We start from the raw sequence: 25,979 nt of genomic DNA, 5'->3' as shown, positions 1-25,979 counted from the left end.
AATCAAGTAAACATTATCGCATAAAAAAACCGCCGCTAGCCTCATGAGTTCTAGCGGCGGAGTTTGCCTGTTCCACTATTTCAGCGCGTGATGTCCACTATACGGAATTTCGTAACCGTGGAACCACCAAGCTGATCAGAAACAGGACTATAAAGACAAAGAACAATATTTTGGCAATGCCTGTCGCAGCTCCGGCAACACCACCAAAACCGAGAGCAGCTGCGATCAAAGCAACAATCAAAAACGTTAGCGCCCAACTCAACATCTCACACCTCAACTTTCCACAAGTGAATCTAAGATTTCGCCGCTTGACCCAATGTAAGTCGGCTTGAGACGTTCGAGTGAGCTCTTGCGTCTCGACGTTCTAAGTGGATGCAATCACTATGCCAAAACAAAATCAGGCTTCGTTTTGTAGGCAATTTAATTGTCTCATTGATTTCTGCACTTAAATTTGCCAGAGCAAGGTTGAAGCGTTTGATGAAGTGCTGGTCGTTTATCGATCACCCTGGTCCAGGAGCATGCCGATGCATTTGCTTCATTGCAGTTTAAGACGCGGCATACAAATTGCGACCGAGTTGGTCAACAAGTTTGCATTTCGATCACTGAGAAAGGGACTGCTATGTTGCAAAATGAAAAAACACAATCTACCAACATGATTGTTGGTGTCTTCTCGACGCTACATGACGCTGAAGCCGCTGTTCGAGGGCTTGAGAATATCGGGCTCACTCAAGAGCAGATTACTGTCATTAGTTCCAGCGACGTGGTTCGACAGCATTTTCCAGAATATCGCCCAGATGTTGATTCTGAAGATTGGAAGAGTGCAGCCGTGCTAGGAGGTACCACAGGTGCTGTACTTGCAGGTTTGACCTCAGTCGCAGCTATAGTGACGGGAGCAGGAGTGCCAATTCTACTTGCAGGTGGTTTAGCAAGCTTTCTAACCGGTGGAGTCGTGGGTGGTCTAGCCGGTGCAATGGCCGAACGTGGCTTCGAAACGGAAGCCGCAGATTACTATGAACTCGCTGTGGCCGACGGCAAGACTCTTGTAGCTGTTGATTTCTCGAATCTCGAGCACACCGATTCAATGCAAGTTGACGCTGCTGGAGTGCTCGAAGCGGCCGGCGCAGAACCTTTAGAACTCAACAAGAACCCTGATTTTTCCTCGAAATAGCTGCCGTTGTTGACTTGTCGTCTCGTTAAGTGGAAGAATCAATAAATGGGAAAAATTCGATTTTCCTCGGAAAAGCGGCCACTCAAATTACGACGTACAATTTTGTTGATTGGCACAACGGTTGCTTCTGTTAATTGCATATGTGCGTCAACCTAATTAGATGACCTTACCTTAATACTCTTACTCAAAGGGAGTCTTACTATGCTTACCAAAGAAGAACTAACCGGCACTTGGAACGATATCAAAGGTCGCGTCAAGCAGGAATGGGGCAACATCAGTGATGATGACCTCAAGCAAGTGGAAGGAAGCATTGACCGTTTGGTCGGTGTCATTCAGAAAAAGACAGGTGTTGCTCGTACAGAAATCGAGAACACTTTGAAATCTCTCTCGGAACAGTCCTCGAGTATGCTCGGCAATGCTTCACAAGCCGTGCAAGGAGCGACCCAGGCTGCACAGGAGTATGCGAATCAAGCATCTGACATGGCCAAGGAACAATATGGTCGTGCTCAGGATATGGTCCGGCAACGCCCTGCGGAATCGGTCATTGTTTCGTTCGGCACGGGTTTGCTTGTGGGGGTTGTCGTCGGTTTGATGTTCCGCTCCAAATAAGGCAATGCCTGCTTTGATATAAGGAGATTAATCATGATTGCTGAAAAATACGAAGATATGGCGAACTGTGCTGACGATTGTTTGTCGTCAGTTAATAATTATGTTCATCGAGGCACGGAGCAAATTTCACAGCTTATACAGGACCGCCCTGCTCGATCGCTGATGGTGACCTGTCTTGCTGGCTTTGGGGTGGGGCTATTGTTGAGTCGTCTGTTGACCCACGAAGAGCCACGACGTTCGTATGGCGCATTTGATCGCCATACTGCAGAACGATTTGGCCGTAACTTGCTAGAACGGGTCGAACAAGTGATGCCAACTATGTTACGCGATCGGTTGGGGAAATAGCCTAATTTGCTAAAGGTGAAAAGATGTACGTCAATGGCCGGCAAAATATCGACGAGGTACTTGCACGCATGGAAGTGGTGCGGGGCCGTCTAGATCGAGATGCACAGGCTACGAAGCAATCAGTCCAAAATATGACGGATTGGCGGTACATTGTCAGAAAGAATCCATTAGCGACGGTAGCAATTGCCGCCGTGGCAGGGTTTCTACTTGTTCCAAAGAAACGTCAACCGGCACCTGCGTTAACTAGTGCCGATATTGAGAGGCTTGCTAAGGAACACACGGTAATTGTGGCAAAAGAGGCGTCGGCCTCCCCCGGTTTAGTAGGTACAGTTGCCGCGATTGCCGGCGCAGCGCTCACTCGGGCCGCCACAAACTTCCTGGCCACTAAGGTGAGTGAGTTTTCTAAGTTTTCAGAGCGGGAGGAGGTTGATCATGCCTAGTCCTGTCTACACAGAGCGTGAAAATGAGACGATCGAATTGCAGGAGCGAGCGCAACATCTCGTGGCAACTTCCGTCGACGCTCTCAAAAAGTCGATCCATAATCACCCGGGAATGGCCCTACTCGTTTCCGCCAGCATAGGAGTGGTCCTAGCATGGTTGACCAAACGCCGATAAACCGTTTTCACGGTTACAGCTGGGAAAAAGTTTCCCACGATAATCAGGATGCAGAGAATCAGCAGATGAGCGGATTTAAACAACTATTGAGTGATGTTGCTGAGTTGGCGGAACTACAAGCTCGCTTGATAGTTAACGATGTACGCAAATCGACAGTGGCAACGATTCAGCCCACAGTGTTTGTGATTGTGTCAACGACTCTGCTATTGGGGGCGATGCCAATTTTGCTCTTTGGCATCTCCTCACTCCTTGTTGAGGAACTGCAGTGGCAGCCACACGTCGCCCAGTTAAGCTGTGCGGGAGGGGCTTTATTGGTTGCCATGGGGCTAGGTGCCCTGGCGATTAAAAAATTTAAGCAATGTACGAATCCCCTGCAGCGATCGCTTAGCGAACTCGAGAAGAACTTTGAAACTTTGCGCGTGATGCTTGGGAAGACCAGCCAACCGACTGCCGATCACCAGCTCTAGTCCCACACGCTCGAAATACAGAAACCGTCAACCTCAAGGAGTTTTCCATGTCAAACCAAAGTGGCTCTGCCGGAACGGCCTATTCGCAAACAACGACGCCTGCTAACTCATCGAAACTGGGAGCAGATTTGCAGCCCGCCCAGGACGCAATTGATTATCTGAAGGCTTATGCTCGTGAACGGCCCGAAGTTGCGGCCTTGTGGTGTTTTGGCATAGGCTTTGTCCTTGGTTGGAAGCTAAAGCCTTGGTAAAGCGACATACTCACTAGTCCGTCGATTGCGCATTTATCGAAAGAGCCGACTCTATGTCGGCTCTTTTTCTTTTGATCCCAAACTCACTAACTACACTGGCAAAAATCAGCCATACTGATCGTTCTCAGTCCACCCCTATGGGTGGTGTATTTGGGCGGCTATATAAAATGCCTTATAAACAGGGCTTTTTTTCACATTGGTTGTTTGGAACGCATGTTGCTTTTGATGTCTACCACATAGGCTTTCGTTTGACTTGTTCGCGTTTTCGGAATTGAGCAAGCAAATTACGCAACAAAATAACTCACTTTTTGGATATGGCATGAGAAGCATACTAACCATCGATGACGACCGTTCGGTTCACCACATGATCAAGAAGAGCTTGGAATCACTCGATGCCGAAATGATCAGCGCGTTTTCGGCAGAAGAAGGCCTTGCGAAGATCGACGAGTATAAGCCCGATGCCATTTTGCTTGATGTGATGCTGCCTGATATGTCGGGACTTGAAGCATTCGGCATGATTCGTGACAAAGACAGTCGCCTGCCCGTGATTGTTGTTACGGGCTCTGGCTCGAGCGATACAGCAATTCAAGCCATGAAGCTTGGGGCCTTTGATTATGTCAATAAACCCATCGAAGTGGCTCGGCTACAAGAATTAGTCAGTCATGCCTTGGAATCTCGACGGATATCCAATGTACCAGTTGGTATGCAAGGGATGCTCAAGCCCGACGAAAAGGGTGATGCATTCATCGGTCGTTGCGGGGCGATGGAAGAGGTATTCAAAGCCATTGGCCGCGTTGCACCACAGAATGTGACCGTTCTTGTCCGCGGCGAGAGTGGTACAGGCAAGGAATTGGTCGCACGCGCCATCTATCAATACAGCTCTCGAGCAAATGGACCATTTTTGGCCGTGAACTGTGCGGCACTTTCTGAAACATTGCTGGAAAGTGAACTGTTCGGTCATGAAAAGGGGGCATTCACGGGCGCTCACAGTCGACGTATCGGCAAGTTTGAACAGTGTTCCGGCGGTACGATTTTTCTCGACGAAGTGGGCGACATGTCGCCTCTGGTTCAGGGAAAAGTTTTACGCTTACTACAAGAGCAGAAGTTTGAACGCGTGGGCGGCAACGAAACGATTCAAACCGATGTAAGAATTATTTCGGCGACAAATCGCGACCTCGAGCAAATGGCTGAGGAAGGTACCTTCCGAAGTGATTTATATTACCGACTCAACGGCTACACAATCACACTTCCTCCACTACGCGATCGCGAGGGAGATGTGGTTCTGCTGCTAGAGCATTTTCTGGCACTTCTCAATCGTCAGCTTGGGAAACAAGTCAAGGGAATTGCGCCGGCCGCGCTACAGCGTTTGTTGGATTATGAATGGCCTGGAAACATCCGCGAACTCCAAGGCATTTTACGGCAAGGGATGCTGCAATGTTCGGGCGAAGTTTTGCTTGAATCTTCGCTTCCTACGGAACTAAAGCCATCGTTAGTACAACATGGCCGAGAAAAGACCGTGGAGAGTTCTACCGCAAAATCTGCGGTCGGATTGTCTCAATTTATCAACGAACGACTCGGTTCTCTCTCTAAGGATCTCTATGCTGAGACTTTGGCTCAGATGGAGACTGAATTGCTCACGATGGTCCTGCAACACGCGGGTGGCAATCAGTCCGAGGCATCCAGAATTTTGGGCATTACTCGTGGCAGCTTGCGAAACAAAATTCGTACTCACGGCATTTCTATCGATCAGGTCGTCACCTTGGAAAATTGACCAGATAGCCTAATTGCCAGCTTTTTGGCGATAACGCTCAAGATTTACGGCAAGTTCGCTTGCTGCCGATTTGAGATCATTGATCAAGTTGCTAATGCCATGCAATTCTCTCTGCTTGGCGGCTGTCTCAATTTGCTGCGCAATATCTCGGGCTATGCTTGCATCGAAATTGGCGACCAATCCTTTCATGCTATGTGCAGCACGCTCAAGCGAAGGCGCGTCGTTGGCAGTAGCCGACTCTTCCATTTTCACGACGAGAGACGGGTAGTCTTCCAAAAAGAATCCTATGAGATCCACCAGAAGTCCTTCGTCTCCATCGAGCCGACGCAGGGCCCGATCGAGATCCATGATGTCGCTTGAGTCGTTTGGCCGATAAGCCGGCATCGATGCTGATTGGTTATCGTTCATGCTTTGCTCGGATTGAGGTTGAATGCTTTGTCGCTTTTGTCCATGACTTTCCACAATTTCGATCAGCCGACGGATATTAATCGGCTTTGAAATATAGTCATCCATTCCCGCCGCTAGGCAACGATGGCGGTCACCAACCATGGCATGGGCCGTCATGGCAATAATCGGAATTCGTTCGCTTAATTCATGCTCTACTTCACATGCTCGAATTGCTTCGGTCGCCTGCAAGCCATCCATACTAGGCATTTGCACGTCCATGAGAATAACGTCATAGGAGTGCAGCCGAAACTGATCTACTGCTTCTCGTCCATTGCCAGCGGAGACAACATTGTGACCCCGTTTGTTCAAGACACGTTCAACAACTTTACGATTCGCTGGCGTATCTTCGGCCAGCAAAACGTTGAGAGTACGCTCCGGGGGACGACTGTGCTTCAAATCGCCAGGCGGCATGGGGTCAATCGTGGCCACTCCCATCGCCGTGACGATGGCGTCAAATAGATTGGATTGAGAGATGGGTTTTTCGAGTACCCCATCAAACGACAGTTCTTGACAACGCTCTTTAAATGCGAGCCGATCGGCCGCGGAGAGCATCAGAATCGTTTTTGTGCCAGCCTTGGTTCTCGCTCTTATTTCCTCGACCAACTGAAAACCATCATGCTCTGGCATAATGGCATCCACCACGGCCAAAGGGATTGGCTTGCCGTCTGTAAGTGAGGATTCGATTTTCTCAAGTGCCGTTCGCGCATCAGCCGTTACCACCGGCATCATCTGCCAGTCGGCCAGTAGCCGCGCGATGATTTCGCGATTCGTTTCGTTGTCATCGGCAACAAGCACGGGCAAGTTGCGAAGCTGCGAGATATTAGAGCGTTTTGTTTTTTGCTCGACGACAATTTCGTCAGCTAGAGCGAAGCGAGTTGTGAAGTAAAATCTGCTGCCTGAGCCCAATTCACTTTCAACCCAGAATTGACCACGGAAGCAATTGATTAGGTGAGTTGCGATCGCCAAACCGAGTCCCGTTCCCGCAAAACGGCGAGTTGAGGATGCATCGGCTTGGGTGAATGGCGCAAAGATACGCTGTTGATCTTCCTGGGAGATACCAATGCCGGTATCAGAAACACAAAATCGCAGCACACAGCTCCGCCCCGAGCTGCTATCGACATTAACTTCAACGACGATTTCGCCTTCATCGGTGAACTTAATTGCGTTGCCGACAAGGTTGGTAAGAATTTGGCGTAAGCGTAGCGAGTCACCATGAAGTGCATCAGGAACATCGTTGTTCACGCGGCAGGCAATTTCCAGTCCTTTCCGATAGGCTCTTGAACCGATGCTCCGCAAGGATTCATCAATGAGTTCCCGCAGACTGAAGTTGACCTCCTCGAGAACGAACTTGCCCGATTCAAGTTTTGAAATATCAAGAACGTCGTTAACCAGCGTAAGTAAAAGATCGGCCGACTCGCGTGTGGTTTCCAAATAGTCGCGCAGTTCGGGGGAAAGTTCCTCATCCAAGGCCAATTCCGTCATGCCGATAATTGCGTTCATTGGTGTGCGTAGTTCGTGGCTCACGTTCGCCAGAAACTCCGATTTCGCTCGGCTTGCGCGTTCCGCTTCCTCCAAGGCATCTCGCAATGCCTCCGCGGCACGTACGCGATCGGAGATATCACGAGCAATCGAAACATAGCCCTTCAATTGATCGTTCTTGTCACGAATCGGTGATGCGGTAATGGACACAGACACGTCTGTACCATCGGCGCGTCTACGTATCGTGTCGAAGGGAGGAACATCACGGCCCGCTTTCAGCATCGCAATGCAGCGGTCAAATTCGAGTTGACGATCAGGGGGTAAAATCGTGCTGATATGGCTGCCAAGGATACTCGTAGCCTTATAGCCATAGATATTCTCAGCGCCATGGTTCCAATGCAAAATGATGCCATCAAGAGATAACTCGATGACGGCATCATTGCTGCTATCCAGAAGCCCATTCAGGATTGGGGCGCCCTCGCGTTGTTTTTCTTCAAGATTTCTGTAGGAAAGAAAGCTTCGTATCGCAGAAACGCTTGCGTCTTGTAACAATTTGGTCAGATTTTGAGTTTCTTCGCAAGTCAACTCTCGCGGGAGTTGGTCTCGTAGGACGTTCATGATGGCATGAAGGAGTAATTGATAGTCGCGGATGACAAGTTCTAGTTCCCATCCTTGCTGCCAACGCTGTATACCATGTTCTCTTGCAGCAGGTTGGGTCTTAGAATTTCGACCAGAGCGGCCTGCGATAAGATCCTGCGATAGCCGAGTTATAAACTGAGGAAGATGATCTCGAAGTTCAGCTCGATGAGCTGTGCGACTAGAAGAAGGTAAACGTTGCTCAACTAACCTTTCCCAAAACTTCAGAATCGCCACAGAATGCGCATTGACAGCCTTCCCCAATTCAGGCAATTGGTCAGGCCATTCGTCAAACGTCATTTCATACATTGCCGATGCATCTCTTAAGTCGGTCGAGCATATGTTCGTCAAGCATCGTTAACTATCAAGTCATGGCGTACGAGTTACGGGGGGGAATCTGTGCATACCCCGAGACTTAACACATATTGGTTGTTGCTAGTTGGCTCGGATACACGGTAAGCGAGCCACTTATGATTAGATGGCAATCATCGTGCCACGTTATCATGCGATTGCAATTTGCGTTAAATGGCTCGAAGTGAATGCGAATTCGCCAATTTAACGCATCAATTGCCCGATAGATTCGGTTTATCCGAGGCCAGGGTGGTTCGTGTAAAACCACACCGTGAACGAATCGTCTTTTTACATGCTCTTCAGATTCAAGACCGTCTCTCGCGTGGCACATAACATGTGTGTTATTTGGTACAGCCCGCGTTGATGTCCCGGAACAAAATCGCTAGTGCCAAACGACTTTGGGCTAAGTTGGCTCTCAACTCCCGCATCTTCTTCTCTGAATCACTCCAGCTTTGGCGGATTTGCTTACACTTTGCCGTCAAACGTGATTCCATGCCGGTTGCTTTTGCTTGTGAAGTCATTTGGTAACTCCTTTCGAATGAAAAATGCTCAATAACGTAACGGCCCTGAAGTTAGCGAATTATATGCCAGAAAGTTTGTTCGCTGACTGGGCTTTCATACGTTAGTATCTTTCCCGAAGTTCATTTCACTTCTTGTCCGCTTCTGGCCGCGAAAAGTTCGAATTGGGCGATTGGTAGCCAGTTGAATCAGGACTCGAACCTTTAACGAGTAGTTTTTGACGATTATTCATTGGCACGTTATTAGCTAAATCGCATTTCGTACTATTTTGAGACTTATCCGGAGGAATGACCGATGAAATGCGAATTTCTTGAAGGCTTGTCGAGCGTGTTGACTTCGCTGCTGTTTTCTCTTGTTTTGATCATGCCGGCGACTTTTGTAGGGTGTGCTGAAAAGGAAAAGGTTTTAGACATCGAAACACCCAACGCAGATATCGAAGTGGAACGAGATGTCGACACAGGTGAAACCGATGTCGAGGTCAATCGTGAAACCCCAGCCCCTTAAAGCGACAAATTATTTTTCGTGACTTAAGGGCGCAAGGATCTGCCTAGATAGACGGGGCGATTGTTCATCCTAATTTTTGAAAGCTATTAAGAATGACAGAGACTGTTCTTGAGTCTTCAACTTCGGTGGCACCGACCATAGAAGACGTATATGACCATTTCAATTCCAGTCCTTATCCCCATTTAGTCGCTTTTGTCAGCAGTGTAGAAAACGCAGAAGTAATTCTTAGCGGAGTCGCTATCTCTTTCCATTCCAAGCAATTAGCGCAAAACGTTGCTGCCCATTGTCCTGGAATTACTAGGGTCAATAACTTGATCCGGGTGGATTACGCAAGCAACTATCGGCGAGTCGATACATACTCGAATGCATAAGAAAAGAAGTCGGGCCGACAAGATTTGAACTTGCGACCTTTTGACCCCCAGTCAAACGCGCTACCAGACTGCGCCACGGCCCGATTCGAAGAAAACTCTTTTAGAGAGTCGCGAACGATCTGTTCACGACGCGGGGGGAATTGAGAAACAGCCAGTATTTCAGATTCACCCGCCCTTTGCAACGCCTGAATTTTTGGCCCATTGAGCCCTACTTAACCCTGCTATTATCATGCGGCTATGAAATTGGTCGCTATTGTTAGTTCGGGAGTAAGGCGTTGAAGCAATTTGGAGATCTGTTGGCGGAGGCCATTCGGCGTCGGGGCAATCCTGTAGTGGTAGGACTTGATCCGCGGTGGGAACAATTGCCAGCAGGTCATCGGCAGGTTTCGATTAATAACTCAACGGCCCGCGCTCAAGCTTACGAGCGGTTCTGTTGCGACATTATCGATGCGGTTGCATCGCTTGTTCCCGCGGTCAAACCGCAGGCGGCGTTTTTTGAGGAACTTGGGCCTGCGGGATTGGTTGCGTTGGGTAATATCGTTACGTATGCCCGCCAGCAAGGCCTGCTCGTAATCATGGATGGCAAGCGCAACGACATTGGTTCGACGGCCGAAGCCTATGCCCGTGGGTATTTGGGGCGTGAGGGGAGCGGTTGGGGTTGCGATGCTCTGACGATCAGTCCTTATCTTGGTGCCGATAGTTTGGAGCCGTTTATACATGTTGCCCATGAACGTGGCGCGGGGTTGTTCGTGCTTGTGAAGACCTCGAACCCTGGTAGTGGCATGCTGCAGGATCGGCTGATCGACGGCGAACCGCTGTATCGGGTTGTCGCCATATATGTCGAAGAGCAATCCGCGGCACATGTGGGCGAATCTGGATATGGTAGTGTTGGTGCTGTAGTTGGTGCGACTTATCCTGAACAACTGGTCGAGCTGCGTGCCGCGATGCCGCACACTTGGTTCCTGGTCCCGGGTTATGGCAGCCAGGGCGGCACAGCCAAGGACGTCGCTCCTGCCTTCGATGCCAACGGCCTTGGCGCCGTGATTAACAACTCACGCGGGATCATCTTTGCTCACCAACGCCCCGAGTATAAGGACCGCTTCGGCGAAGCTCGGTGGCAGGAAGCCGTTGCCGCGGCGACGACCGACATGATCGCCCAACTGCATGCCGAGACTTCGGTCAGCAAGCTGTAACTCTGTGGCTGAGGTCTTCGACCTCGGATCCGACCTCAAAGAGGTCAGCCACACAATTTAATTGAGCCGTTGTTGCGTCACTTCAATAGCTTTGAGCATTCCACGGGCCTTGTTCATCGTTTCCTGAAATTCCATCTCGGGAACGCTATCCGCGACGATCCCCGCGCCAACTTGCAGGTACGCGGTATCGTTATGAATGATGACCGTTCGGAGCGCGATGCAGGTATCCATGTTACCGGCGAAGTCGATGTAACCCACGGCCCCCGCGTAAGGACCGCGTCGCGTGGGCTCGATTTCGTCGATGATTTCCATCGCCCGCACTTTGGGCGCGCCGGAAACGGTTCCCGCTGGCAAGCACGCGGCCAGCGCGTCGAACGCATCACAGCCTTCGCGTAGCTGGCCGGTCACATTCGATGTGATATGCATCACGTGACTGTAACGCTCGATCACCATCACGTCGGCAATCTCCACCGAACCATACTGCGCGACGCGGCCAACGTCGTTGCGGCCCAGGTCAACGAGCATCACATGCTCGGCACATTCCTTGGGATCCGCCAGCAGTTCTTCGGCCAGCCGTTTGTCTTCGGCTTCGTCGCGGCCTCGTTTGCGCGTGCCGGCCAAAGGTCGCACGGTGACTTGGCCATCGACTACGCGGACCAATATCTCCGGCGAGCTGCCCACGAGCGTCACTTCCGGCGTGCGGAGATAGAACATGAACGGGCTGGGATTGACCACCCGCAACGTGCGATACAACTCGAATGGCGGAGCGGCGAACTTGGTTTGCAAACGCTGGCTGATGACGACCTGAAAAATGTCGCCCGCGCGGATGTATTCGACGCACTTGCGGACCGAATCCTCGAACTGTGCTTGCGTGAGGTTCGATTCCGTTTTCAACGTCACGTCGCCATCGGTCCGGATGTCGGCGATTTTCAGCGAATCGCTCGACGTCGCCAACTGTTCGACCAAATGATCGACTCGCCGACAGGCCGTTTCGTAGGATTGCTTCAACGCGGCAGTGCTTTTGTCCCGAACATCCGCGAGTGCCAACACGATGACAGTCTTCTGCACGTGATCGAACACAACCATATGGTCGTAGAGCGCAAACCATAAGTCGGGCAGATGCCGGTCGTCCTGGGGAGCGTTCGGCAAGTTTTCCACATAGCGAACCGTGTCATACCCCGCGTAGCCGATGGCACCGCCAATAAATGGAGGCAACTCCTTGAGATGGGCGACGTTCATCGCGTGAACATGTTTGCGAAGCGTTTCAAACGGGTTGTCGACTTGGCTGGACTGAGTTTCCCACTGCGGTTTCTCGGTGGCCGTTTTGCCGGTTGGCCTAGTCAGTTGCGACACGGTTACGTCGTTACCGTAGGCTTTGATCCACAGAAAAGGGTCGCTGGCCAAGAAGCTATAACGGCCAACTTTCTCGCCGCCGATGACGCTTTCAAACAAACAAGCCGCGGTCGTGCTGTCCAAACGCTGGAACGCCTGCACGGGGGTCAGAACGTCGCTGACCAGTTGCCGGAAGATGGGGACAAAGTCGGCACCGGCGGCCAGTTCCGCGAATCGGTCAAAGTCGGGGGAGTAAATCATAAGAGAAACAGTGTTCCTAAATGGCCGATTGACTGTGCCCCGCGAGATCCCAACAGACAGGGCAGTGCCAGCTTATCACCCGGAATGGCCCCCAACAACAGCGTTCTTACTTCTGGGCGGGTGGTTCCATCTCGTGATGCAGCAAATAGTTAGAGGGATGAGGCTTCGCTTGACACTAGGCCTACCGGGGCTAGAATCCCCCGTACTTAAGAGGTCGAACCTTAGAGCGAGGTTCGGCCTTGCCCTGCGGCTGATTGCGTCAATGATTAAGAGAAGAATCGATGCCAGGCCGACGGGCGGAAAGTTGCGAGGGATACCATGTTGAAGTGCCAAAAATGCGATAAACAAGCGACCTTTCATATCACCGATCTGATCGATGGTAAGCCGAAGGAATTGCACCTTTGCGAAGAGTGTGCCCAGAAATTCCTGACTCCCAGCGAGGAAGATGCCGCGGAAGTGATGCCCGCCATGGCCGGTTTGTTGGCTCAGCATTTGGCGGTGGGCGAAACGGCCGATCAGCTGGCGCGGCTCGATCAACGCCGCTGCCCGGTTTGCTCGATCACATTTTTGGAGTTTCGCAAGCAGGGTCGGTTGGGTTGCCCGCACGATTACGAGTTCTTTGCCGAGGAGCTTGAACCTCTGCTCATGAACATCCACGACCAGACTCATCATATTGGTAAGGTGCCCAAGCGTTGCCCTCAGGGAGCCGATCAGCAAACGCAGTTGATTCGGCTGCGGCGCGAAATGAAGGAAGCGATCGCTTCGGAGAATTACGAACGGGCGTCGCAGCTGCGCGACGAAATTCGTGCCACCGAAGCCCAGGTTCGTACCAAGGAACCGACGCCTGGGGAAAGTTCCTAACACTTTCTGGCGTGCCATCAGGTGAGGCTTTTCTGCGGCGCTTTTCCCCTCACAATTCTGGAGGGATTTCGTAGAATAGCGGGTGTTGGTCATCAGGGAACGACGAGACGCAAGTGGAACATGGAATTTAACGATCTGACCAGTTCGAGCGGTGAATGGTTGCGCGGTGCCGGCCCCGAGTCGGATATCGTCATTAGCAGTCGCATTCGCCTTGCGCGGAATTTGGCGGATTTCCCTTTCCTTTCCCGCGCCACGGATTCGGATCGTGCCGCGATCGAAGCAAGCCTGCGTGCGAGCGTCACGAGTTTGATGTCGTCGCATCGGCTCAACGAAGGGACGTTGTATATCGACGTCGGAAATCTCGAGCATCTGGATCGGCAGTTTCTCGTCGAGCGCCAATTGATCAGCCGCGAACTGGCCGATGCGAGTGGTGCGCGGGCCGTGGTGATTGATCCGGGCGAGAAGTTCAGCTTGATGATCAACGAAGAAGATCATTTGCGTCTGCAAGTCATGCAGAGCGGTTTGAATCTGCAAACGGCTTGGGAGCAGATGACTCAGCTTGACGACCTGATTGAAGAGCAAGTGACTTACGCCTTCAGCGAACGCTTGGGTTATCTGACCGCTTGCCCCACGAACGTCGGCACGGGCATTCGTGTGAGCGTTATGCTCCACCTGCCGGGGTTGGTGATCACGCGGCAGATCGAAAAAGTCTTCAAGAGCTTGCAGAAGATCAATCTGGCCGTGCGGGGTTTGTATGGTGAAGGTTCGCAGGCGATGGGCGACTTCTATCAAATCAGCAATCAGATCACGCTTGGCCAAACCGAAGAAGAATTGATCACCAAGGTTGCAGATATCGTGCCGGTGTTGATTGAGTACGAACGACAAGCCCGTGATTTCCTGATCCGCGAAAGTCACGAAACGCTGCACGACCGCGTGAGCCGCGCGTTTGGCATTTTGCGGACCGCGCAGACGATCAGCTCCGAAGAGACCATGCATTTGCTTTCGAGTGTGCGCATGGGCGTGAATCTGGGCCTCATCGGTGAGTTGCAAATTCCCACGATCAATAAGTTGTTCATTCATACGCAACCTGCTCACTTGCAGAAGATCACGGGCAGCGAGCTCGATTCCAACGATCGGAATATCGAGCGAGCCACTTATCTGCGTCGGCATCTCAACGCCGACGGCGGCAACGGCTCGGGTAAAAACTGAGCCGCAACGCGCTAGCGTCGGTTTCTTCAACCTCGGTTTAGCACGGATTCTCATTTCAAGACTTCCAAGTTGTCTAACTTTTCCAACTTGTCGGGCATCATTCGCAAATCATTTTGTGATGAAATTTTTTTTTCGACCACATCGATTTCTTGTTCCAAAACTGTCGGTAGTGACCAAATCCAGAGACCTGTTGAGCCTTTTTGAGTGGTTCCGCCAATTTCACGCAATGCTAGTCGCAACGAGCGTTTGCCAATTCTTGCCACCGTGGCGGCGGCGAGGACTTCTTGCGCGAAGCGTTCGCCGTCGTTGAGTTGTTGACGGAGCCACTCGCGAATCATTTTGCGATGAACTTCGTAACTGTTGGGCAGCTCGGGCGATTCGGGCTTGAACTTCGAGCGCTCGACCGCGATCTCCAGCGGTTGGTGCGCCCATGCAATTCTTGGCGTCTCGCCCTGCTGTTCCGCCTCGATGCTAAATTCCAGCCCGAGCCAATCGTTTCCCAGATTGTTTTTCATAGGGAGTAGTACACGACGATCGCGATGATCGCCGTCGCCCAGGATCTTCCAGACCGACCGCGCGCTGGCCACAAATCGCGAATTGGCCTGCGAACCGTAATGAAACAACGCGTGGCTGCCGCGGCTGAAATGGCTGACCACGAGGATCGCGACTCCATGCTTTACGGCGATCTCGACCAGTTCTTGCAGCAATGCCGAGAGTTCTCGCCGGGTGTAGTTGGTTTCGACATAAGCCGAGAGCGGATCAATGATGATCAGCCGGCAATTGGGGAGCCGCTTTACACAATCTCCAAGCATGTCGAGCTTACCCCCCACGGAGAACGGCAAATTATCGCTGTGCATAAAATCATTAGCACGGATAAACGAACGAACCAACGTGATGCGATCTAAATCGGCCCCCGCGGCTAAGAGTCGCGGGCGGATCGTATCGTCGACGTCGTCGAATTCCGCCAGCAACAGCACGTCGCCCGGCTCGCGGGGTTCAGCATCAGCGGGTTCATCCGGCCAAGGGCGACCGGTCGAAACCCGCGCCGCGATGTCGAGCGCCACGAGACTTTTGCCGACGCCAGGATCACCGACCAGCATCGTGAGTTTGTCGGCGGCGATGCGGCTCGGCCAGAGCCACTCGATCGCGCACTCCTTAGCTTCAGAGAGTGGTTCGAGCACGATGTGCGATTGATGCCGTTGGAAGTTCCAACGCTCTTCATTCAAAAGCTGGTGAATCCAATTCTGAAGATCGAGCTGCTCCTCGCCCGGGATGTAGAGCTTCTGCACGGCCGCGTCGATGAAGTCCTTGGTTTCTTCGTGGTCTTCGAGGTAGAAGAATCGCTCGAGGCGAACACTTCCGCGACGAAGTTCCACGCAGTGTTGCCCGGCAACGTCGATGAGCTCGGTTTTGATTTTGATCGGAGGAAGCGTAGGGGTGTCGGGAATCTCTTCGGTAGACTTATTGGTCATAATGTGTTCCTGGTGTTTTTACATTTTGTAGGCCGGACCGAGTAACACGAGTTCCGGCAAAGTTTGTCATTCCCGCGCAGGCAGGAAACCAGTGGCCCATATTTATGCATCCAGGATTAGCACAAGTCGTGGCACAATTTCTACAAGAAAGTTTGGGGAAGGAATAATTTTCCAAGCAGGGGCGCTGAGGCCGCGGGGGGAAGAAAATGGGTGGTGGCCACGAATGGTGGTTGACGGTGAGAAGGGTAATCACGGAGGGCGTGGCCCTCCGGCTAAGGACACCCGCTAGCATGCGAAACGTCTCTTATCTTGTTGCGTGGGATTGAACTGGCTATGATTCGCGCTCGCATATCCCTCGCGCGCTGGTTAGGAGAAAGTGGTCATGTTGCTACGAATGGTTGTTCTGAGTGTGATGTTGCTTGCCATGCAGACCGCGCGGGCGGAAGAGACGCAAAGCGACCAGCAGCTTCTGAAGCAGAAATCGGCGGAACTTGATGTGTTGCAACGCGAGGTGCAGCGTTTACGCGAAGTGACCGGCACCGAGCAACAGATCGTTGTGAAAGTGCAAATGCTGGAAGTCGACTTGTCGAAACTCCGCAATCGAGGTTTGGATACGGATTGGTTTTCTGACGGTTACGTGAAGCCAACCAAATTGCAGCAGTTGTTGGAAGCGACGGGCCAATCTGCTCATGCCATAGCGAATGAATCTGCTGATGAAGCTGAATCCAACGAGAATCTGCGATTCGTGGAATGGCTTAAACAAAAAAATATTGCCAAGGTCTTGGCTGATCCCACGATCGTGGCCACGAGTGGAAAGCCGGCTTCCATGTTTGTCGGGGGCCAATTCCCGTTGCCGAGCAACGAAGAGTCGGCAACGGCTGTTGCGTTTCGATCCTTCGGAACAGAGCTAAACGTCATGGCCGAGGCAGTGGGAGACAATCGGGTGCGTTTGGAAGTGAATGCGAACGTGAGTGCCCTTGACCAGAATCATGCCATTGAGATTCACGGCGTCAGTATACCGGGATTAAAAGTTCGCCAATGCGATACAGGCTGCGAATTGTCGTTCGGAGAAACGGTGGTCATCACTGGGCACGTTGAGAAACGCGTGGAGGCCATTCAGGGGCAAGATGGCGAAATCAAAGAGGTCACGGTCGACATCGGTTATATGGTCGTGGTGACGCCGGAGATTGCGCAGCCGATTGAACGCAGCGCGGCGGGGGCGAAACGTCCCGGCAGTGAATCCATTAGAAAATGATGCACGGCAGCGGGACGCTGCCGGCTAACGACATCTATTCGACGACGATGCCGTCGAGGTTGGTTGCTGGGACTGGAAACTGGGGGTTGAGTTTTTCTAACGTCTCGCGGAGGATTTTGCTCACCACGAGATTGCGATACCACTTGCGGTCGGCGGGGATGATGTGCCACGGGGCATGGGACGTGTTGCACTGGGTCAGTGCATCTTCGTAGGCGCGTTGATATTCGTCCCAGAGTTTGCGCTCCTCGAGATCGCCCATGTTGAATTTCCAACGCTTATTGGGATTGTCCAGGCGTGCTTGTAGTCGTTCGCGCTGTTCGTCTTTGCTGATGTGCAGAAAGCACTTCACGATGGTCACACCGCCATCGACGAGGAGCTCTTCAAATTCGTTGATCCGATCGTAGCGGCTCCGCCATTCTTTTTCGGGAACCAAATTGTGTACGCGGACGATCAGCACGTCTTCGTAGTGGGAACGATTGAAGATGCCGATTTCGCCACGCCGAGGGACGGCGTGGTGGATCCGCCACAGGAAGTCGTGATCGAGCTCCACCGAACTGGGTGTTTTGAATGACGTGATCTGAAAGCTTTGCGGATTGACGCCGCTCATCACCGTACGGATCGTGCCGTCTTTGCCCGCGGTGTCCATCCCTTGCAGGACTAACAAAATCGCGCGGCGGTCTTCGGCGTAAAGCTTGTAGGCCAAGTCGGAGCTAACAGCTGTGTTGTCTTTGATTTGGGCCGAGGCGGATTGTTTGTCCCAATCGGGAGCGAGATAGCGGGTGTCGTAATCGGCGAGAACGATTTTTTCGCCGATGGGTGGGATGAGTGGTTGGGTCATGCGAGTGGTTTACCTGTGGCTGACCTCTGCGAGGTCGGACGTTCTAGGACCGAGGTCATAGACCCCGGCTACAGAAATTGAACCCTCTTTATTCTAATTCGCTCCAAACTTGGCTGTGTCCAGTTTCGTCAACTTCGATGCGAATCACGTTCGGGCAGCAGCAGACGGGGCAATCTTCGATGTACTCCTGCAAGCTGCCCTGCGAATAATCGAGCGGGATGACGACTTCCTCGCCGCAACTGCCGCAGATATAGCTGATTTCGTCTTCCATGGTTTGTGGCAGCCTGCTTCTTGGGCGTTAAATTGTGCTAGAATTGCTGGTTGTCTGAATTGTAACTGGTAGGGATTGTTCTGTGCTCGAACTATCGCAACTCTCTGGAACACGCAAATCGCTCGCCGGTGCGATCACCGGCTTGGCTGTGATCGCCTTGGGCGTTGCGTTGTATTTAACTTGGGTGACCTGGCAGCAGTCAACGGTCGTGGGCTGCACGGGTGGGACCACAGTCGATTGCGACGAAGTTCTGAGCAGCTCCGGCTCGAAATGGCTGGGCATTCCCGTGAGCCTGCTGGGGGCACTCACTTATGCCGGTATTCTAGCCCTGGTTTGGCCCGCCGTGTTGCTGGGTGGCTGGGCGATGACGGGATTGTTGACGCTGGCGATGATGGCCGCGGGAGCGGGCGTGTGGTTCATCGGCACGCAAGCGATCGTGGTCGAGCATTTTTGTCTGTATTGTCTTGTTGTCCACGCTTGTGGTTTGGCGATTTGTACGCTGTCGGTGCTGCTCTTGCGCGACAGTATGACGGGTTCGAACCGCAATCACATGCAAGGGTATTTCGGTGGCGAGCAATCATACGATGACGATGAAGGGCAAGTTTCTGTTTATCAACCGCTGATTGCCGCCGGGGTGGCGAGCGTGGGACTACTCGCTTTGATTGGCGGGCAGCTTTTCTTTTCGCATGACACGATGGAAGTTGTCGACATACCTTTGGAGGTGGTGCAGACCTCGGCGGAAACGAGTACTGTTGAAGAGCCAGTTCAAGAGAGTACGGGCCCCACTGCTGATGAAGGGGCTGCTGACGAAGAGGTCGAGGTTGCGGAAGAAACTCCCGCCGAGAAATTAGAAATTATTAGCGGCGGCGAAGCAACGGCGACCGCACCGAGCAGTGACGCCGCACCGCGTTATTTTACGTTTAAGTATCTCGCTCGCGAGGTCGACGCGGCGGGGAATCCGGTGGTGGGGAATCCTTACGCACCGCATCGCTTCGTGGAGATGATGGACTACACGTGTCCGCATTGCCGCAAACTTCATCCACACATCAAAGCGGCGGTGGAGCGATATGGCGATCAACTAGGCTTTGTGATTTATCACGTGCCACTGAGCCGCAAGTGCAATCCGCTGGTGAAGCTCGACCAATCAAGCCACCAAAATGCTTGCGAATACGCCAAGTTGGCTTATGGCGTGTGGAAACTGGCGCCTGATCGGTTTGCCGAGTTTCACGAATGGCTGCTCGAAGGTAAACGCGCGCCGGCGATTCATGAGGCCAAGAAAAAGGCTCGTGAAATGGCAGGGGATGCGATCTTTTTTGATAAGACGATCGCCACAGAATCGAGCCGACGGATAGGCGAAGCGGCGAAGGAATTTGAGAGACTGCAAGTGGGGCTGCCCCTGTTGATTTTCGAGAACGGCGTGATTCGCGGAATGCCCGACACCGATGAGAAGTGGTTTGAGCTTTTGGAAGAGAAGATTGGTGTGACGTCGCCGGAATAATTTTTTCCGGATCGGGACGATCCGGCTATTTAGTCTTCCGCTTGGCTGCCGTCGCCGCACATTTTGACGATCCTTGGGTCGAAGCGGGCGACGGTCTCGACCAAATCTTGTTGGGCGGCCATCACTTCCAGGATGTTTTTATAAACGCCGGGGACTTCATCCGATCCGGCGGAGAGGATTTCGATGCCGCGCTCGGCGAGTTCTTGCCGCACGTGGCTGAAGCGAAACGTGTTGTGCGCCTGCTTGCGCGACATCCGCCGCCCTGCCCCGTGCGAGGCGGAGTTCAAGCTCGTGGTATTCCCCAAGCCGCGCACGATAAATGCGGGATCGGCCATCGAGCCGGGAATCACTCCCAGCACCCCCTGCCCTGCCGGGGTGGCGCCCTTGCGATGAACGACGACTTGCTTGCCGTTGTGCCATTCGAGCCAGGCGAAGTTGTGATGATTCTCCACGCCAGCCACGATATGCGCGCCGAGCAGCTTGCTCACGAGTTTGTGAATGACTTCATGATTGGCCGCGGCGTAATCACCCATCAGATTCATGGCGGCCCAATATTCCTGGCCAGCTTCGCTCTGGAGATCGAGCCAAGCGAGCCGGCCCAGAGATTTAAGGCGTTGGGGGAGCAACTGCTGCGCGATGCGGCTGTAGGTGTCGCACACGGCGGCGCCTGTGCCGCGTGATCCGCTGTGACTCAGGAGCGCCGTGTATTCCCCAGGGTCGAGCGATAACTCCTCGCACCGGGTGGCGAGTGTGAGCGTGCCGAATTCGACGAAGTGATTGCCGGAGCCCGATGTGCCGAGCTGCTTCCAGGCGGTGTCTTTTTTTTCACGCGTGATGCGGGTGACCGACCAATCTTCGTCGAGCACGGCGTGCGACTGCGGTGGTTGGTGCGTGCAGCCGACGCCGAAGCGGGTTCCTTTTTCCAGGGCTTCGCGAAACCGCAAGCGATTCCCAGAGAGTTTCTCAGGGCTAATGTCTAAAACGGAGAGCTTCATGCGGCAGGCGATGTCGACCCCCACGGCGTAGGGAATCACGGCCCCTTCGCAGGCGAGCACGCCGCCGATGGGGAGGCCGTAGCCCACGTGGGCGTCGGGCATCAGCGCGGCGGCGATGGCATTCGGCACCTGGCAGGCGACTTCCATCTGGGCGTGCGCGCCGGCATCGATGTCGGTGCCCCAGGTTTGGTAGCTGATCGGTTCTTGCTCGACGAAGTTTCTTTCGCCCAAAAGTTCTGTGGCAAATGTGGCCCAAATCGGATCGGCGAGAAAATCCTCCGGCTTCTCGACGACCTGAGCGACCAACTGTTTGGCGCGATTGCCTTTGAGTCCCATGCCGAGACCTTGTCCGGCGGCGGTGCACAGCGCGTCGATGGCAGCCTTGGCGCAGGTGGGTGGGACACCGAGTTTTTGAAGTTGGCGGCGGTTCATAAAACTAAGGCGGAAGGCGGAGGGAGGAAGGGGGAAAATACTTGCGAACCTTGGGACACATTGTTGCGTCATCGGGTTATCTGCAAAATGACGGCAAATTTGAGTTCAGGAATTGATCTTGCTGGCCAAAATCAATATTTGACTCTCAAAGTTCGTGGTTATAATGCAGCTATGGGTCGTGGGACCGCACCACGACGGGCCCCTTTGGCCGCGCGAGTGACCTCTGGCAGCGTTGCTCCGCCGCCGTGACATTGATTGAAAGGAGGTGGTTTTTTGAACGATTATCATATACGCCAGTGGGGTGGTGCAAACCGTTGACCGCCGGCGGGTTGTCTACGGAGACAGCCACCACCTGCTTGTGAGTGCCCGCTTTACCAGGGAACTCGAGATACCTGACTAAAGCCTGTTCTTCAAGCAACATTATCCAGCCCGGTCGTCCTTGTGACGGCCGGGCTGCTTTTTTGCGCGATTGGTTTTTTGGTGAACTTTGTTTTTGGTGGAGTGCTAAGCCGCGAGCGGCGGGGAGATTACTTGGGACTTGGCAGGGGGCAAACTTGGCCCTCTGGGATGGGGAAGGCTGGTTCACCTTCCATGCCATAGCGAGAGTATTCCCCAGTAATCGTGTTTGAGATGAGATCGCCTTTTACTAGGCCAATTGCTTCCAGCATGAATTCATTCTCCATGGGAACGTTGATTTCGTTAGTTGTCCAAGTAATTGTGCGGACGCTTCTCGATAATTCAGTGCCTGCTTTTTGGTCGCCACCAGCTCTGGCAAACTCAAACTTACTTATCGTCAAATTTGCCGGCAACCAAACACCATCAAGCTGCTCGTACTTCCATACCCAATGGCCTTTTGAGACCACGACCGAGTCTTCTCTTTCTTCCGCTTCGTAAGAAACGAGATTGCCCCCTTTGGAAAGGTCTGCCGTATAGCAATTCAGCAAAGTAGGACTCACGAACGAAAGAATAAATAAGTCGCCTTTTTGCGAAACGTCCCAACCTTTCAGTTCGGCAGGGTCTAATTTTTCAAACCAGCCGGCTACGTGATCAAACCAATCGGCGAGATTATCGCCCCTGTAGCCTGTGAAATACATCGGGCTAAACATTTGTCCGTGAGGCCCTAACCCAAGCGATTCCAGATCGAGGATACGCACGTCTCTACGTTCCTTTGTTTCACCCTTTGGTGTGTGGACTTCGAGTACAGTTGCCACTTCATCTTTGATTAACCCATTTGAAATCGGTATAGGAATCTCAGCATTCTCGGATTTAACCATCCGCCAGTTCCAACGAACTAAGTGCGGTGACGCTTGATAGGCGAATGAGACCTTGCTCCACCACTTCGCATCTTTAAATCTGACAGCAGGGTCTGTATTCTCATCCACAATTTCGACTTCGCCGCGCCAGCTTTGGACGGCGTTCCAATTTTCTCTGTGGCGTTTGCTAACCTCGTGTAAGAGTGCATCGTCGGCGCGTGATTGGGCTGCTACGAGCGAACCGACTAGGGCTACACAGAGCAATGTACGGATGAGTGTTTGCATCTAAGAATTCTGGCACGGCGTTGTTGTTGATGCAACAGACGCTCGTTATTTGCGTAGTTTGTTTACATTGAGTGCTAAGCCGCGAGCGGCTAGACTTTGGGGATGACACATAAATGGTTGCTGTATGGTGCGAATGGATATACGGGCGAACTGATCGCGCGGGCGGCGGTTAAGCGGGGGTTGCTGCCGATATTGGCGGGGCGGAATCGCGAGAAGATTGAGCCGTTGGCGCGGGAATTGGGGTTGGAGTGTTCCGCGTTTGGGCTCGACAATCCCGCGCAGGTTGCCGAGGGATTGGACGGCGTAAAACTTGTTCTGCATTGTGCGGGGCCGTTTTCGCGGACGAGCGCGCCGATGATAGAAGGTTGTTTGCGCGTGGGGGCGCATTACCTCGATATCACGGGTGAGATTGCGGTTTTGGAGCATACGCACGCTAAGCCGCAAGCGGCTAGAGCGCGGGAAGTTGGTGTGGTGCTTTGTTCGGGGGTGGGGTTTGATGTGGTGCCGACGGATTGCGTGGCGCTGCGACTGAAGGAATTGCTACCCGATGCCACGCGGTTGTCGTTGGGGTTTGAAACCGATTCGGCCGCTTCGCCGGGAACACTCAAAACGGCGCTCGAAAGTTTGGGCAACGGGATGCTACGCCGGCGGGAGGGGGCGATTGTGAAAACCCCCGCCGAGGAGACTTCGCGTGAGATTGATTTTGGCCGTGGCGAAGTGCCGGCGATGGCGATCTCCTGGGGGGATGTGTCGAGCGCGTATTACACGACGGGCATACCGAACATCGACACGTGGATTCCCGTACCGGGCAAGCGGACCGGTGTGTTGAAAGTGCTCAATGCCGCGCGGCCGGTGTTGGCGACGAGTTTTATGCAGAGCTTACTTAAAAAACTGGTGACCAAGTTTGTGAAAGGCCCCACGACCACCCAGCGCCGGAAATCCCACACGTGGGTGTGGGGCAAAGCGGTGAATGCCGCGGGAGAGAGTAAAACCGTACGGATCGAGATCGGCAACGTCTATGACGTGACGGTCGATACGGCGCTGACCGTGGTGGAGCATCTGTTGGACACGCCGCCCGAGGGGGGAAGTTGTACCCCGGCGATGTTGTTGGGGAGTGGTGCGGTGGAGCGGTTGGCGGGGGCGGGGAAATTTGAGGTTCAAAATGAAACCGATCGATGAGTATCATCGCTGGGTCGAATGGAGTGATGAAGATCAGATTTACATCGGTAAGTGCCCTGACTTGATTACGGGGATTCACGGAGATGATCCGGTGGCCGTTTATTCCGAGCTGAATGAAATAGTGCAGGAAGTGATCGATGAGTTCAAGCGAACTGGCCGTGAGCTGCCGTCGCCTCGGACTCGTCCGATGATGGAAGTGAGTTAGCAGCCTGCGCAACCCGGCGACCACAGCTTTGTTTTTGCCGCTAAGCCGCGAGCGGCTGGGATTTGTATTTTGCCGAAACGCGATATAATGCTTGTCGTTTTCTGTTCAACTTAAAGGAGTTACCGACATGGGTGCTAAAGACAAAGGTAAGAAAGAAACTAAAAAAGAGCCGCAAAAGTCCACCAAGGAAAAGCGGGCCGAGAAGAACGCCAAGAAGAATTCCAAGTCGTATGAGTGATGCGCGCGAGGCTGCCGAGGGGTTCGATCCCCTCGAAGCCCAGCAGATGTTATTGGAAAGCAGCTTGGAGCTGGCGTTTGACGCTTATGATGAAGCGTTGCGTGACAAGCTGCGCGATCCGGTCGTGTTTCTGTTGGATTGCGAAGACGAAATCGGCGGTGAGATCGCGCGGAGTTGGCTCGGCGTGGAAACGATCGCCGATGCGATCGCTGACCGCGCCGCGAGCGACGACGAAGCCGAAACGACCGTGTTTGCCCACGCCTTCCCGTTCGCGAAATGCCGAACGGAGGTGCCCGCCGTGTTCCCCTACCTTGAGCCCGCCTTGAAGTCGCCCCCCGCGGATGGGTTTTTGGCGATCTCCGTCACGTGTGGCGGAGCGTCGGCCTTGACCGTGCCGTTTGCAGCGCGTCCGTAAAAAAACTTGGGCGTCCGTAAGAAATTTTTTTTTTACAGGAGGGAGCGGAGAGAGCAGAGTTTTGTGTGTGTCATCCTGAGGGAGCCTAGGCGACAGAAGGATCTGGATTGAAGCACTTCCAGGCTTCGAAGGCGTATGAAGTTGGAAGCTAGATTCTTCGGTCGGCGAGCCTCCCTCAGAATGATAACGATTAACACTCTCTGCTACCTCTGCACGCTCCTGTAAAATTCCTGGAGAGTGAATCATGAGTTATCGCATTGTGTTGATCCCTGGTGACGGCATCGGTCCCGAGGTATGCGCGGCGGCGCGGGCGATACTCGACGCGAGTGGCGTGGCAATCGAATGGCAAGAGGAGCCGGCGGGGCAGATTGCGCTCGACACGTTGGGCGATCCGATGCCCCAATCGACACTCGACGCGGTGGGGAACGCCGATGCCACGCTCAAGGGTCCGACGGCGACGCCCAAGAGTGGCGGTTTTCGCAGCGTGAATGTCGCACTGCGGCAAAAGTTAAATCTTTATGCCAACTATCGCCCTGCCCGTTCGCTCCCCGGCGTGAAGACGCGCTTCGAGAACGTCGACCTCATCGTGATTCGCGAAAACACTGAGGGACTTTACAGCGGCTTGGAACATATCGTTGTGCCGGGGGTGGTGGAAAGTTTGCGCGTGATCACCAAAGTGGCTTCCGATCGAATTGCCAAATTCGCGTTTGAGACTGCTCGTCGTCAGGGCCGCAAGCGAGTTACGTGCGTTCACAAGGCGAATATCCTGAAGTTGAGCGACGGGCTCTTCGTGAAATGCTGCCAGGAAGTGGCGGCCCAGTATCCCGATATCGCGTTCGATGATTGGATTGTCGATGCCGCGGCGATGAAATTGGTGAGCGATCCGCAGGCCTTTGATGTGCTGGTGATGGAGAATCTGTTCGGCGATATTCTTTCGGATCTGACCAGCGGTTTGGTGGGTGGGTTGGGAATTACCCCCAGTGCCAACGTGGGCGAGAAACTGGCCGTGTTTGAAGCGGTCCACGGCACGGCTCCCGATATCGCGGGCAAGGGATTGGCCAACCCAACGGCCTTGGTGCTGAGCGGCGTTTTGATGCTGCGGTTTCTAGGGGAAAAGGATGCGGCAGACCGCGTCGAAAACGCCGTACGGAACGTGCTGGCCGAGGGAAAAGTCCGCACGGGCGACCTGGGGGGGAAATCGTCGACGAGCGAGTACACCCAGGCGGTGATGGATCGGTTGGGGTAATAGCCGCG

At 53.3% G+C, this 25,979-nt stretch carries 27 protein-coding genes and 1 tRNA gene; 19 read left to right on the top strand and 9 right to left on the bottom strand.

Annotation, left to right across the window (positions count from 1 at the left end):
* Positions 1–97 precede the first annotated feature (97 nt).
* Complete coding sequence (locus tag AC6T8Q_RS13155) at positions 98–265, bottom strand: DUF1328 domain-containing protein (RefSeq protein ID WP_496922791.1); 168 nt, start codon at positions 263–265, stop codon at positions 98–100.
* A gap of 354 nt (positions 266–619) precedes the next feature.
* On the opposite strand from AC6T8Q_RS13155, the gene AC6T8Q_RS13150 reads away from it, so the two are divergent.
* The 8 genes from AC6T8Q_RS13150 to AC6T8Q_RS13115 all read left to right on the top strand — a co-directional run bounded on the left by AC6T8Q_RS13150 (position 620) and on the right by AC6T8Q_RS13115 (position 5,226).
* Positions 620–1,168, top strand: a complete 549-nt coding sequence (locus tag AC6T8Q_RS13150; protein WP_500679507.1) for a hypothetical protein — start codon at positions 620–622, stop codon at positions 1,166–1,168.
* 201 nt (positions 1,169–1,369) lie between these two features.
* Positions 1,370–1,777, top strand: a complete 408-nt coding sequence (locus AC6T8Q_RS13145; RefSeq protein ID WP_496922793.1) for a CsbD family protein — start codon at positions 1,370–1,372, stop codon at positions 1,775–1,777.
* Between the two features lie 33 nt (positions 1,778–1,810).
* Positions 1,811–2,122 (top strand): hypothetical protein, encoded by a 312-nt coding sequence (locus AC6T8Q_RS13140; protein ID WP_500679506.1) that lies wholly within the window; start codon positions 1,811–1,813, stop codon positions 2,120–2,122.
* Positions 2,123–2,145: 23 nt separating this feature from the next.
* The gene (locus AC6T8Q_RS13135) at positions 2,146–2,562 is read left to right on the top strand and encodes a hypothetical protein (protein WP_500679505.1); all 417 of its coding nucleotides are present in this window, start codon (positions 2,146–2,148) and stop codon (positions 2,560–2,562) included.
* Positions 2,555–2,737, top strand: a complete 183-nt coding sequence (locus AC6T8Q_RS13130) for a hypothetical protein (RefSeq protein ID WP_496922795.1) — start codon at positions 2,555–2,557, stop codon at positions 2,735–2,737. Before AC6T8Q_RS13135 ends, AC6T8Q_RS13130 begins: the two co-directional genes overlap by 8 nt.
* Positions 2,716–3,204 (top strand): phage holin family protein, encoded by a 489-nt coding sequence (locus AC6T8Q_RS13125; protein ID WP_500679504.1) that lies wholly within the window; start codon positions 2,716–2,718, stop codon positions 3,202–3,204. The genes AC6T8Q_RS13130 and AC6T8Q_RS13125 overlap by 22 nt, the downstream gene beginning before the upstream one ends.
* Before the next feature lie 47 nt (positions 3,205–3,251).
* Positions 3,252–3,455, top strand: a complete 204-nt coding sequence (locus AC6T8Q_RS13120) for a hypothetical protein (RefSeq protein WP_500679503.1) — start codon at positions 3,252–3,254, stop codon at positions 3,453–3,455.
* Between the two features lie 319 nt (positions 3,456–3,774).
* Complete coding sequence (locus AC6T8Q_RS13115; protein WP_496922798.1) at positions 3,775–5,226, top strand: sigma-54-dependent transcriptional regulator; 1,452 nt, start codon at positions 3,775–3,777, stop codon at positions 5,224–5,226.
* Positions 5,227–5,235: 9 nt separating this feature from the next.
* On the opposite strand, the gene AC6T8Q_RS13110 is transcribed toward AC6T8Q_RS13115, so the two are convergent.
* Positions 5,236–8,097 (bottom strand): PAS domain-containing hybrid sensor histidine kinase/response regulator, encoded by a 2,862-nt coding sequence (locus AC6T8Q_RS13110; RefSeq protein WP_500679502.1) that lies wholly within the window; start codon positions 8,095–8,097, stop codon positions 5,236–5,238.
* A gap of 855 nt (positions 8,098–8,952) precedes the next feature.
* Between AC6T8Q_RS13110 and AC6T8Q_RS13105 the strand changes: the two genes are divergently transcribed.
* Entirely contained in the window at positions 8,953–9,162 is a 210-nt protein-coding gene (locus AC6T8Q_RS13105; RefSeq protein ID WP_496922800.1) for a hypothetical protein, read from the top strand.
* Positions 9,163–9,254: 92 nt separating this feature from the next.
* Positions 9,255–9,533, top strand: a complete 279-nt coding sequence (locus AC6T8Q_RS13100; RefSeq protein WP_500679501.1) for a BON domain-containing protein — start codon at positions 9,255–9,257, stop codon at positions 9,531–9,533.
* A gap of 9 nt (positions 9,534–9,542) precedes the next feature.
* Here AC6T8Q_RS13100 and AC6T8Q_RS13095 read toward each other — a convergent pair.
* Positions 9,543–9,616: transfer RNA gene (locus tag AC6T8Q_RS13095), tRNA-Pro, on the bottom strand.
* Positions 9,617–9,808: 192 nt separating this feature from the next.
* On the opposite strand from AC6T8Q_RS13095, the gene pyrF reads away from it, so the two are divergent.
* Positions 9,809–10,726, top strand: a complete 918-nt coding sequence (gene pyrF, locus AC6T8Q_RS13090; protein ID WP_500679500.1) for an orotidine-5'-phosphate decarboxylase — start codon at positions 9,809–9,811, stop codon at positions 10,724–10,726.
* Positions 10,727–10,783: 57 nt separating this feature from the next.
* Here pyrF and trpE read toward each other — a convergent pair whose 3' ends face one another.
* Positions 10,784–12,319 carry an anthranilate synthase component I gene (gene trpE / locus AC6T8Q_RS13085; RefSeq protein WP_500679499.1) on the bottom strand — a complete coding sequence of 512 codons (1,536 nt, stop codon included), beginning with the start codon at positions 12,317–12,319 and terminating at the stop codon, positions 10,784–10,786.
* A gap of 318 nt (positions 12,320–12,637) precedes the next feature.
* On the opposite strand from trpE, the gene AC6T8Q_RS13080 reads away from it, so the two are divergent.
* Both AC6T8Q_RS13080 and AC6T8Q_RS13075 read left to right on the top strand, forming a co-directional pair.
* Positions 12,638–13,180 (top strand): UvrB/UvrC motif-containing protein, encoded by a 543-nt coding sequence (locus tag AC6T8Q_RS13080; RefSeq protein WP_496922803.1) that lies wholly within the window; start codon positions 12,638–12,640, stop codon positions 13,178–13,180.
* Between the two features lie 120 nt (positions 13,181–13,300).
* Complete coding sequence (locus tag AC6T8Q_RS13075; protein ID WP_496922804.1) at positions 13,301–14,389, top strand: protein arginine kinase; 1,089 nt, start codon at positions 13,301–13,303, stop codon at positions 14,387–14,389.
* 50 nt (positions 14,390–14,439) lie between these two features.
* On the opposite strand, the gene AC6T8Q_RS13070 is transcribed toward AC6T8Q_RS13075, so the two are convergent.
* Complete coding sequence (locus AC6T8Q_RS13070) at positions 14,440–15,861, bottom strand: AAA family ATPase (RefSeq protein WP_500679498.1); 1,422 nt, start codon at positions 15,859–15,861, stop codon at positions 14,440–14,442.
* Between the two features lie 382 nt (positions 15,862–16,243).
* Between AC6T8Q_RS13070 and AC6T8Q_RS13065 the strand changes: the two genes are divergently transcribed.
* A complete protein-coding gene (locus AC6T8Q_RS13065; protein WP_500679497.1) occupies positions 16,244–17,116 on the top strand; it encodes a secretin GspD/PilQ domain-containing protein in 873 nt (290 codons plus the stop codon).
* 34 nt (positions 17,117–17,150) lie between these two features.
* Here AC6T8Q_RS13065 and AC6T8Q_RS13060 read toward each other — a convergent pair whose 3' ends face one another.
* Together AC6T8Q_RS13060 and AC6T8Q_RS13055 are read right to left on the bottom strand one after the other, a co-directional pair.
* A complete protein-coding gene (locus tag AC6T8Q_RS13060) occupies positions 17,151–17,954 on the bottom strand; it encodes a polyphosphate kinase 2 family protein (RefSeq protein WP_500679496.1) in 804 nt (267 codons plus the stop codon).
* Positions 17,955–18,042: 88 nt separating this feature from the next.
* Positions 18,043–18,225, bottom strand: coding sequence for a zinc ribbon domain-containing protein (locus tag AC6T8Q_RS13055; protein ID WP_500679495.1), 183 nt, complete (start codon positions 18,223–18,225; stop codon positions 18,043–18,045).
* Between the two features lie 82 nt (positions 18,226–18,307).
* Between AC6T8Q_RS13055 and AC6T8Q_RS13050 the strand changes: the two genes are divergently transcribed.
* The gene (locus AC6T8Q_RS13050; protein WP_500679494.1) at positions 18,308–19,723 is read left to right on the top strand and encodes a vitamin K epoxide reductase family protein; all 1,416 of its coding nucleotides are present in this window, start codon (positions 18,308–18,310) and stop codon (positions 19,721–19,723) included.
* Between the two features lie 29 nt (positions 19,724–19,752).
* Here AC6T8Q_RS13050 and AC6T8Q_RS13045 read toward each other — a convergent pair whose 3' ends face one another.
* Positions 19,753–21,150: an RtcB family protein gene (locus tag AC6T8Q_RS13045; RefSeq protein WP_500679493.1), complete on the bottom strand. Its 1,398-nt coding sequence runs from the start codon at positions 21,148–21,150 to the stop codon at positions 19,753–19,755.
* A 527-nt stretch (positions 21,151–21,677) separates the two neighbouring features.
* Complete coding sequence (locus AC6T8Q_RS13040) at positions 21,678–22,688, bottom strand: hypothetical protein (RefSeq protein WP_500679492.1); 1,011 nt, start codon at positions 22,686–22,688, stop codon at positions 21,678–21,680.
* Positions 22,689–22,790: 102 nt separating this feature from the next.
* Between AC6T8Q_RS13040 and AC6T8Q_RS13035 the strand changes: the two genes are divergently transcribed.
* The 4 genes from AC6T8Q_RS13035 to AC6T8Q_RS13020 all read left to right on the top strand — a co-directional run bounded on the left by AC6T8Q_RS13035 (position 22,791) and on the right by AC6T8Q_RS13020 (position 25,971).
* Positions 22,791–23,867, top strand: coding sequence for a saccharopine dehydrogenase family protein (locus tag AC6T8Q_RS13035; protein ID WP_500679491.1), 1,077 nt, complete (start codon positions 22,791–22,793; stop codon positions 23,865–23,867).
* A complete protein-coding gene (locus AC6T8Q_RS13030) occupies positions 23,851–24,072 on the top strand; it encodes a hypothetical protein (protein WP_500679490.1) in 222 nt (73 codons plus the stop codon). The genes AC6T8Q_RS13035 and AC6T8Q_RS13030 overlap by 17 nt, the downstream gene beginning before the upstream one ends.
* A gap of 230 nt (positions 24,073–24,302) precedes the next feature.
* Complete coding sequence (locus tag AC6T8Q_RS13025) at positions 24,303–24,725, top strand: hypothetical protein (RefSeq protein WP_500679489.1); 423 nt, start codon at positions 24,303–24,305, stop codon at positions 24,723–24,725.
* A 244-nt stretch (positions 24,726–24,969) separates the two neighbouring features.
* Positions 24,970–25,971: an isocitrate/isopropylmalate dehydrogenase family protein gene (locus AC6T8Q_RS13020; protein ID WP_500679488.1), complete on the top strand. Its 1,002-nt coding sequence runs from the start codon at positions 24,970–24,972 to the stop codon at positions 25,969–25,971.
* The last annotated feature ends 8 nt before the right edge of the window (positions 25,972–25,979 follow it).

This window comes from Bythopirellula sp., from assembly GCF_041737835.1.
Classification (GTDB): Bacteria; Planctomycetota; Planctomycetia; order Pirellulales; family Lacipirellulaceae; genus Bythopirellula.
The sequence above is the reverse complement of the archived record's forward strand: the minus strand, read 5'-3'. Positions and strand labels throughout refer to the sequence as shown.

What these genes read in the sequence shown, in the direction of transcription:
- AC6T8Q_RS13155 (WP_496922791.1), bottom strand. Translation starts at nt 265, where the DNA reads ATGTTGAGTTGGGCGCTAACGTTTTTGATTGTTGCTTTGATCGCAGCT.
- AC6T8Q_RS13105 (WP_496922800.1), top strand. Translation starts at nt 8,953, where the DNA reads ATGAAATGCGAATTTCTTGAAGGCTTGTCGAGCGTGTTGACTTCGCTG.
- AC6T8Q_RS13145 (WP_496922793.1), top strand. Translation starts at nt 1,370, where the DNA reads ATGCTTACCAAAGAAGAACTAACCGGCACTTGGAACGATATCAAAGGT.
- AC6T8Q_RS13025 (WP_500679489.1), top strand. Translation starts at nt 24,303, where the DNA reads ATGAGTGATGCGCGCGAGGCTGCCGAGGGGTTCGATCCCCTCGAAGCC.
- AC6T8Q_RS13140 (WP_500679506.1), top strand. Translation starts at nt 1,811, where the DNA reads ATGATTGCTGAAAAATACGAAGATATGGCGAACTGTGCTGACGATTGT.
- AC6T8Q_RS13125 (WP_500679504.1), top strand. Translation starts at nt 2,716, where the DNA reads ATGGTTGACCAAACGCCGATAAACCGTTTTCACGGTTACAGCTGGGAA.
- AC6T8Q_RS13020 (WP_500679488.1), top strand. Translation starts at nt 24,970, where the DNA reads ATGAGTTATCGCATTGTGTTGATCCCTGGTGACGGCATCGGTCCCGAG.
- AC6T8Q_RS13080 (WP_496922803.1), top strand. Translation starts at nt 12,638, where the DNA reads ATGTTGAAGTGCCAAAAATGCGATAAACAAGCGACCTTTCATATCACC.
- AC6T8Q_RS13065 (WP_500679497.1), top strand. Translation starts at nt 16,244, where the DNA reads ATGTTGCTACGAATGGTTGTTCTGAGTGTGATGTTGCTTGCCATGCAG.
- AC6T8Q_RS13070 (WP_500679498.1), bottom strand. Translation starts at nt 15,861, where the DNA reads ATGACCAATAAGTCTACCGAAGAGATTCCCGACACCCCTACGCTTCCT.
- AC6T8Q_RS13115 (WP_496922798.1), top strand. Translation starts at nt 3,775, where the DNA reads ATGAGAAGCATACTAACCATCGATGACGACCGTTCGGTTCACCACATG.
- AC6T8Q_RS13150 (WP_500679507.1), top strand. Translation starts at nt 620, where the DNA reads ATGTTGCAAAATGAAAAAACACAATCTACCAACATGATTGTTGGTGTC.
- AC6T8Q_RS13135 (WP_500679505.1), top strand. Translation starts at nt 2,146, where the DNA reads ATGTACGTCAATGGCCGGCAAAATATCGACGAGGTACTTGCACGCATG.
- AC6T8Q_RS13100 (WP_500679501.1), top strand. Translation starts at nt 9,255, where the DNA reads ATGACAGAGACTGTTCTTGAGTCTTCAACTTCGGTGGCACCGACCATA.
- AC6T8Q_RS13055 (WP_500679495.1), bottom strand. Translation starts at nt 18,225, where the DNA reads ATGGAAGACGAAATCAGCTATATCTGCGGCAGTTGCGGCGAGGAAGTC.
- AC6T8Q_RS13035 (WP_500679491.1), top strand. Translation starts at nt 22,791, where the DNA reads ATGACACATAAATGGTTGCTGTATGGTGCGAATGGATATACGGGCGAA.
- AC6T8Q_RS13075 (WP_496922804.1), top strand. Translation starts at nt 13,301, where the DNA reads ATGGAATTTAACGATCTGACCAGTTCGAGCGGTGAATGGTTGCGCGGT.
- AC6T8Q_RS13120 (WP_500679503.1), top strand. Translation starts at nt 3,252, where the DNA reads ATGTCAAACCAAAGTGGCTCTGCCGGAACGGCCTATTCGCAAACAACG.
- AC6T8Q_RS13030 (WP_500679490.1), top strand. Translation starts at nt 23,851, where the DNA reads ATGAAACCGATCGATGAGTATCATCGCTGGGTCGAATGGAGTGATGAA.
- trpE (WP_500679499.1), bottom strand. Translation starts at nt 12,319, where the DNA reads ATGATTTACTCCCCCGACTTTGACCGATTCGCGGAACTGGCCGCCGGT.
- AC6T8Q_RS13040 (WP_500679492.1), bottom strand. Translation starts at nt 22,688, where the DNA reads ATGCAAACACTCATCCGTACATTGCTCTGTGTAGCCCTAGTCGGTTCG.
- AC6T8Q_RS13110 (WP_500679502.1), bottom strand. Translation starts at nt 8,097, where the DNA reads ATGTATGAAATGACGTTTGACGAATGGCCTGACCAATTGCCTGAATTG.
- AC6T8Q_RS13060 (WP_500679496.1), bottom strand. Translation starts at nt 17,954, where the DNA reads ATGACCCAACCACTCATCCCACCCATCGGCGAAAAAATCGTTCTCGCC.
- AC6T8Q_RS13045 (WP_500679493.1), bottom strand. Translation starts at nt 21,150, where the DNA reads ATGAACCGCCGCCAACTTCAAAAACTCGGTGTCCCACCCACCTGCGCC.
- AC6T8Q_RS13130 (WP_496922795.1), top strand. Translation starts at nt 2,555, where the DNA reads ATGCCTAGTCCTGTCTACACAGAGCGTGAAAATGAGACGATCGAATTG.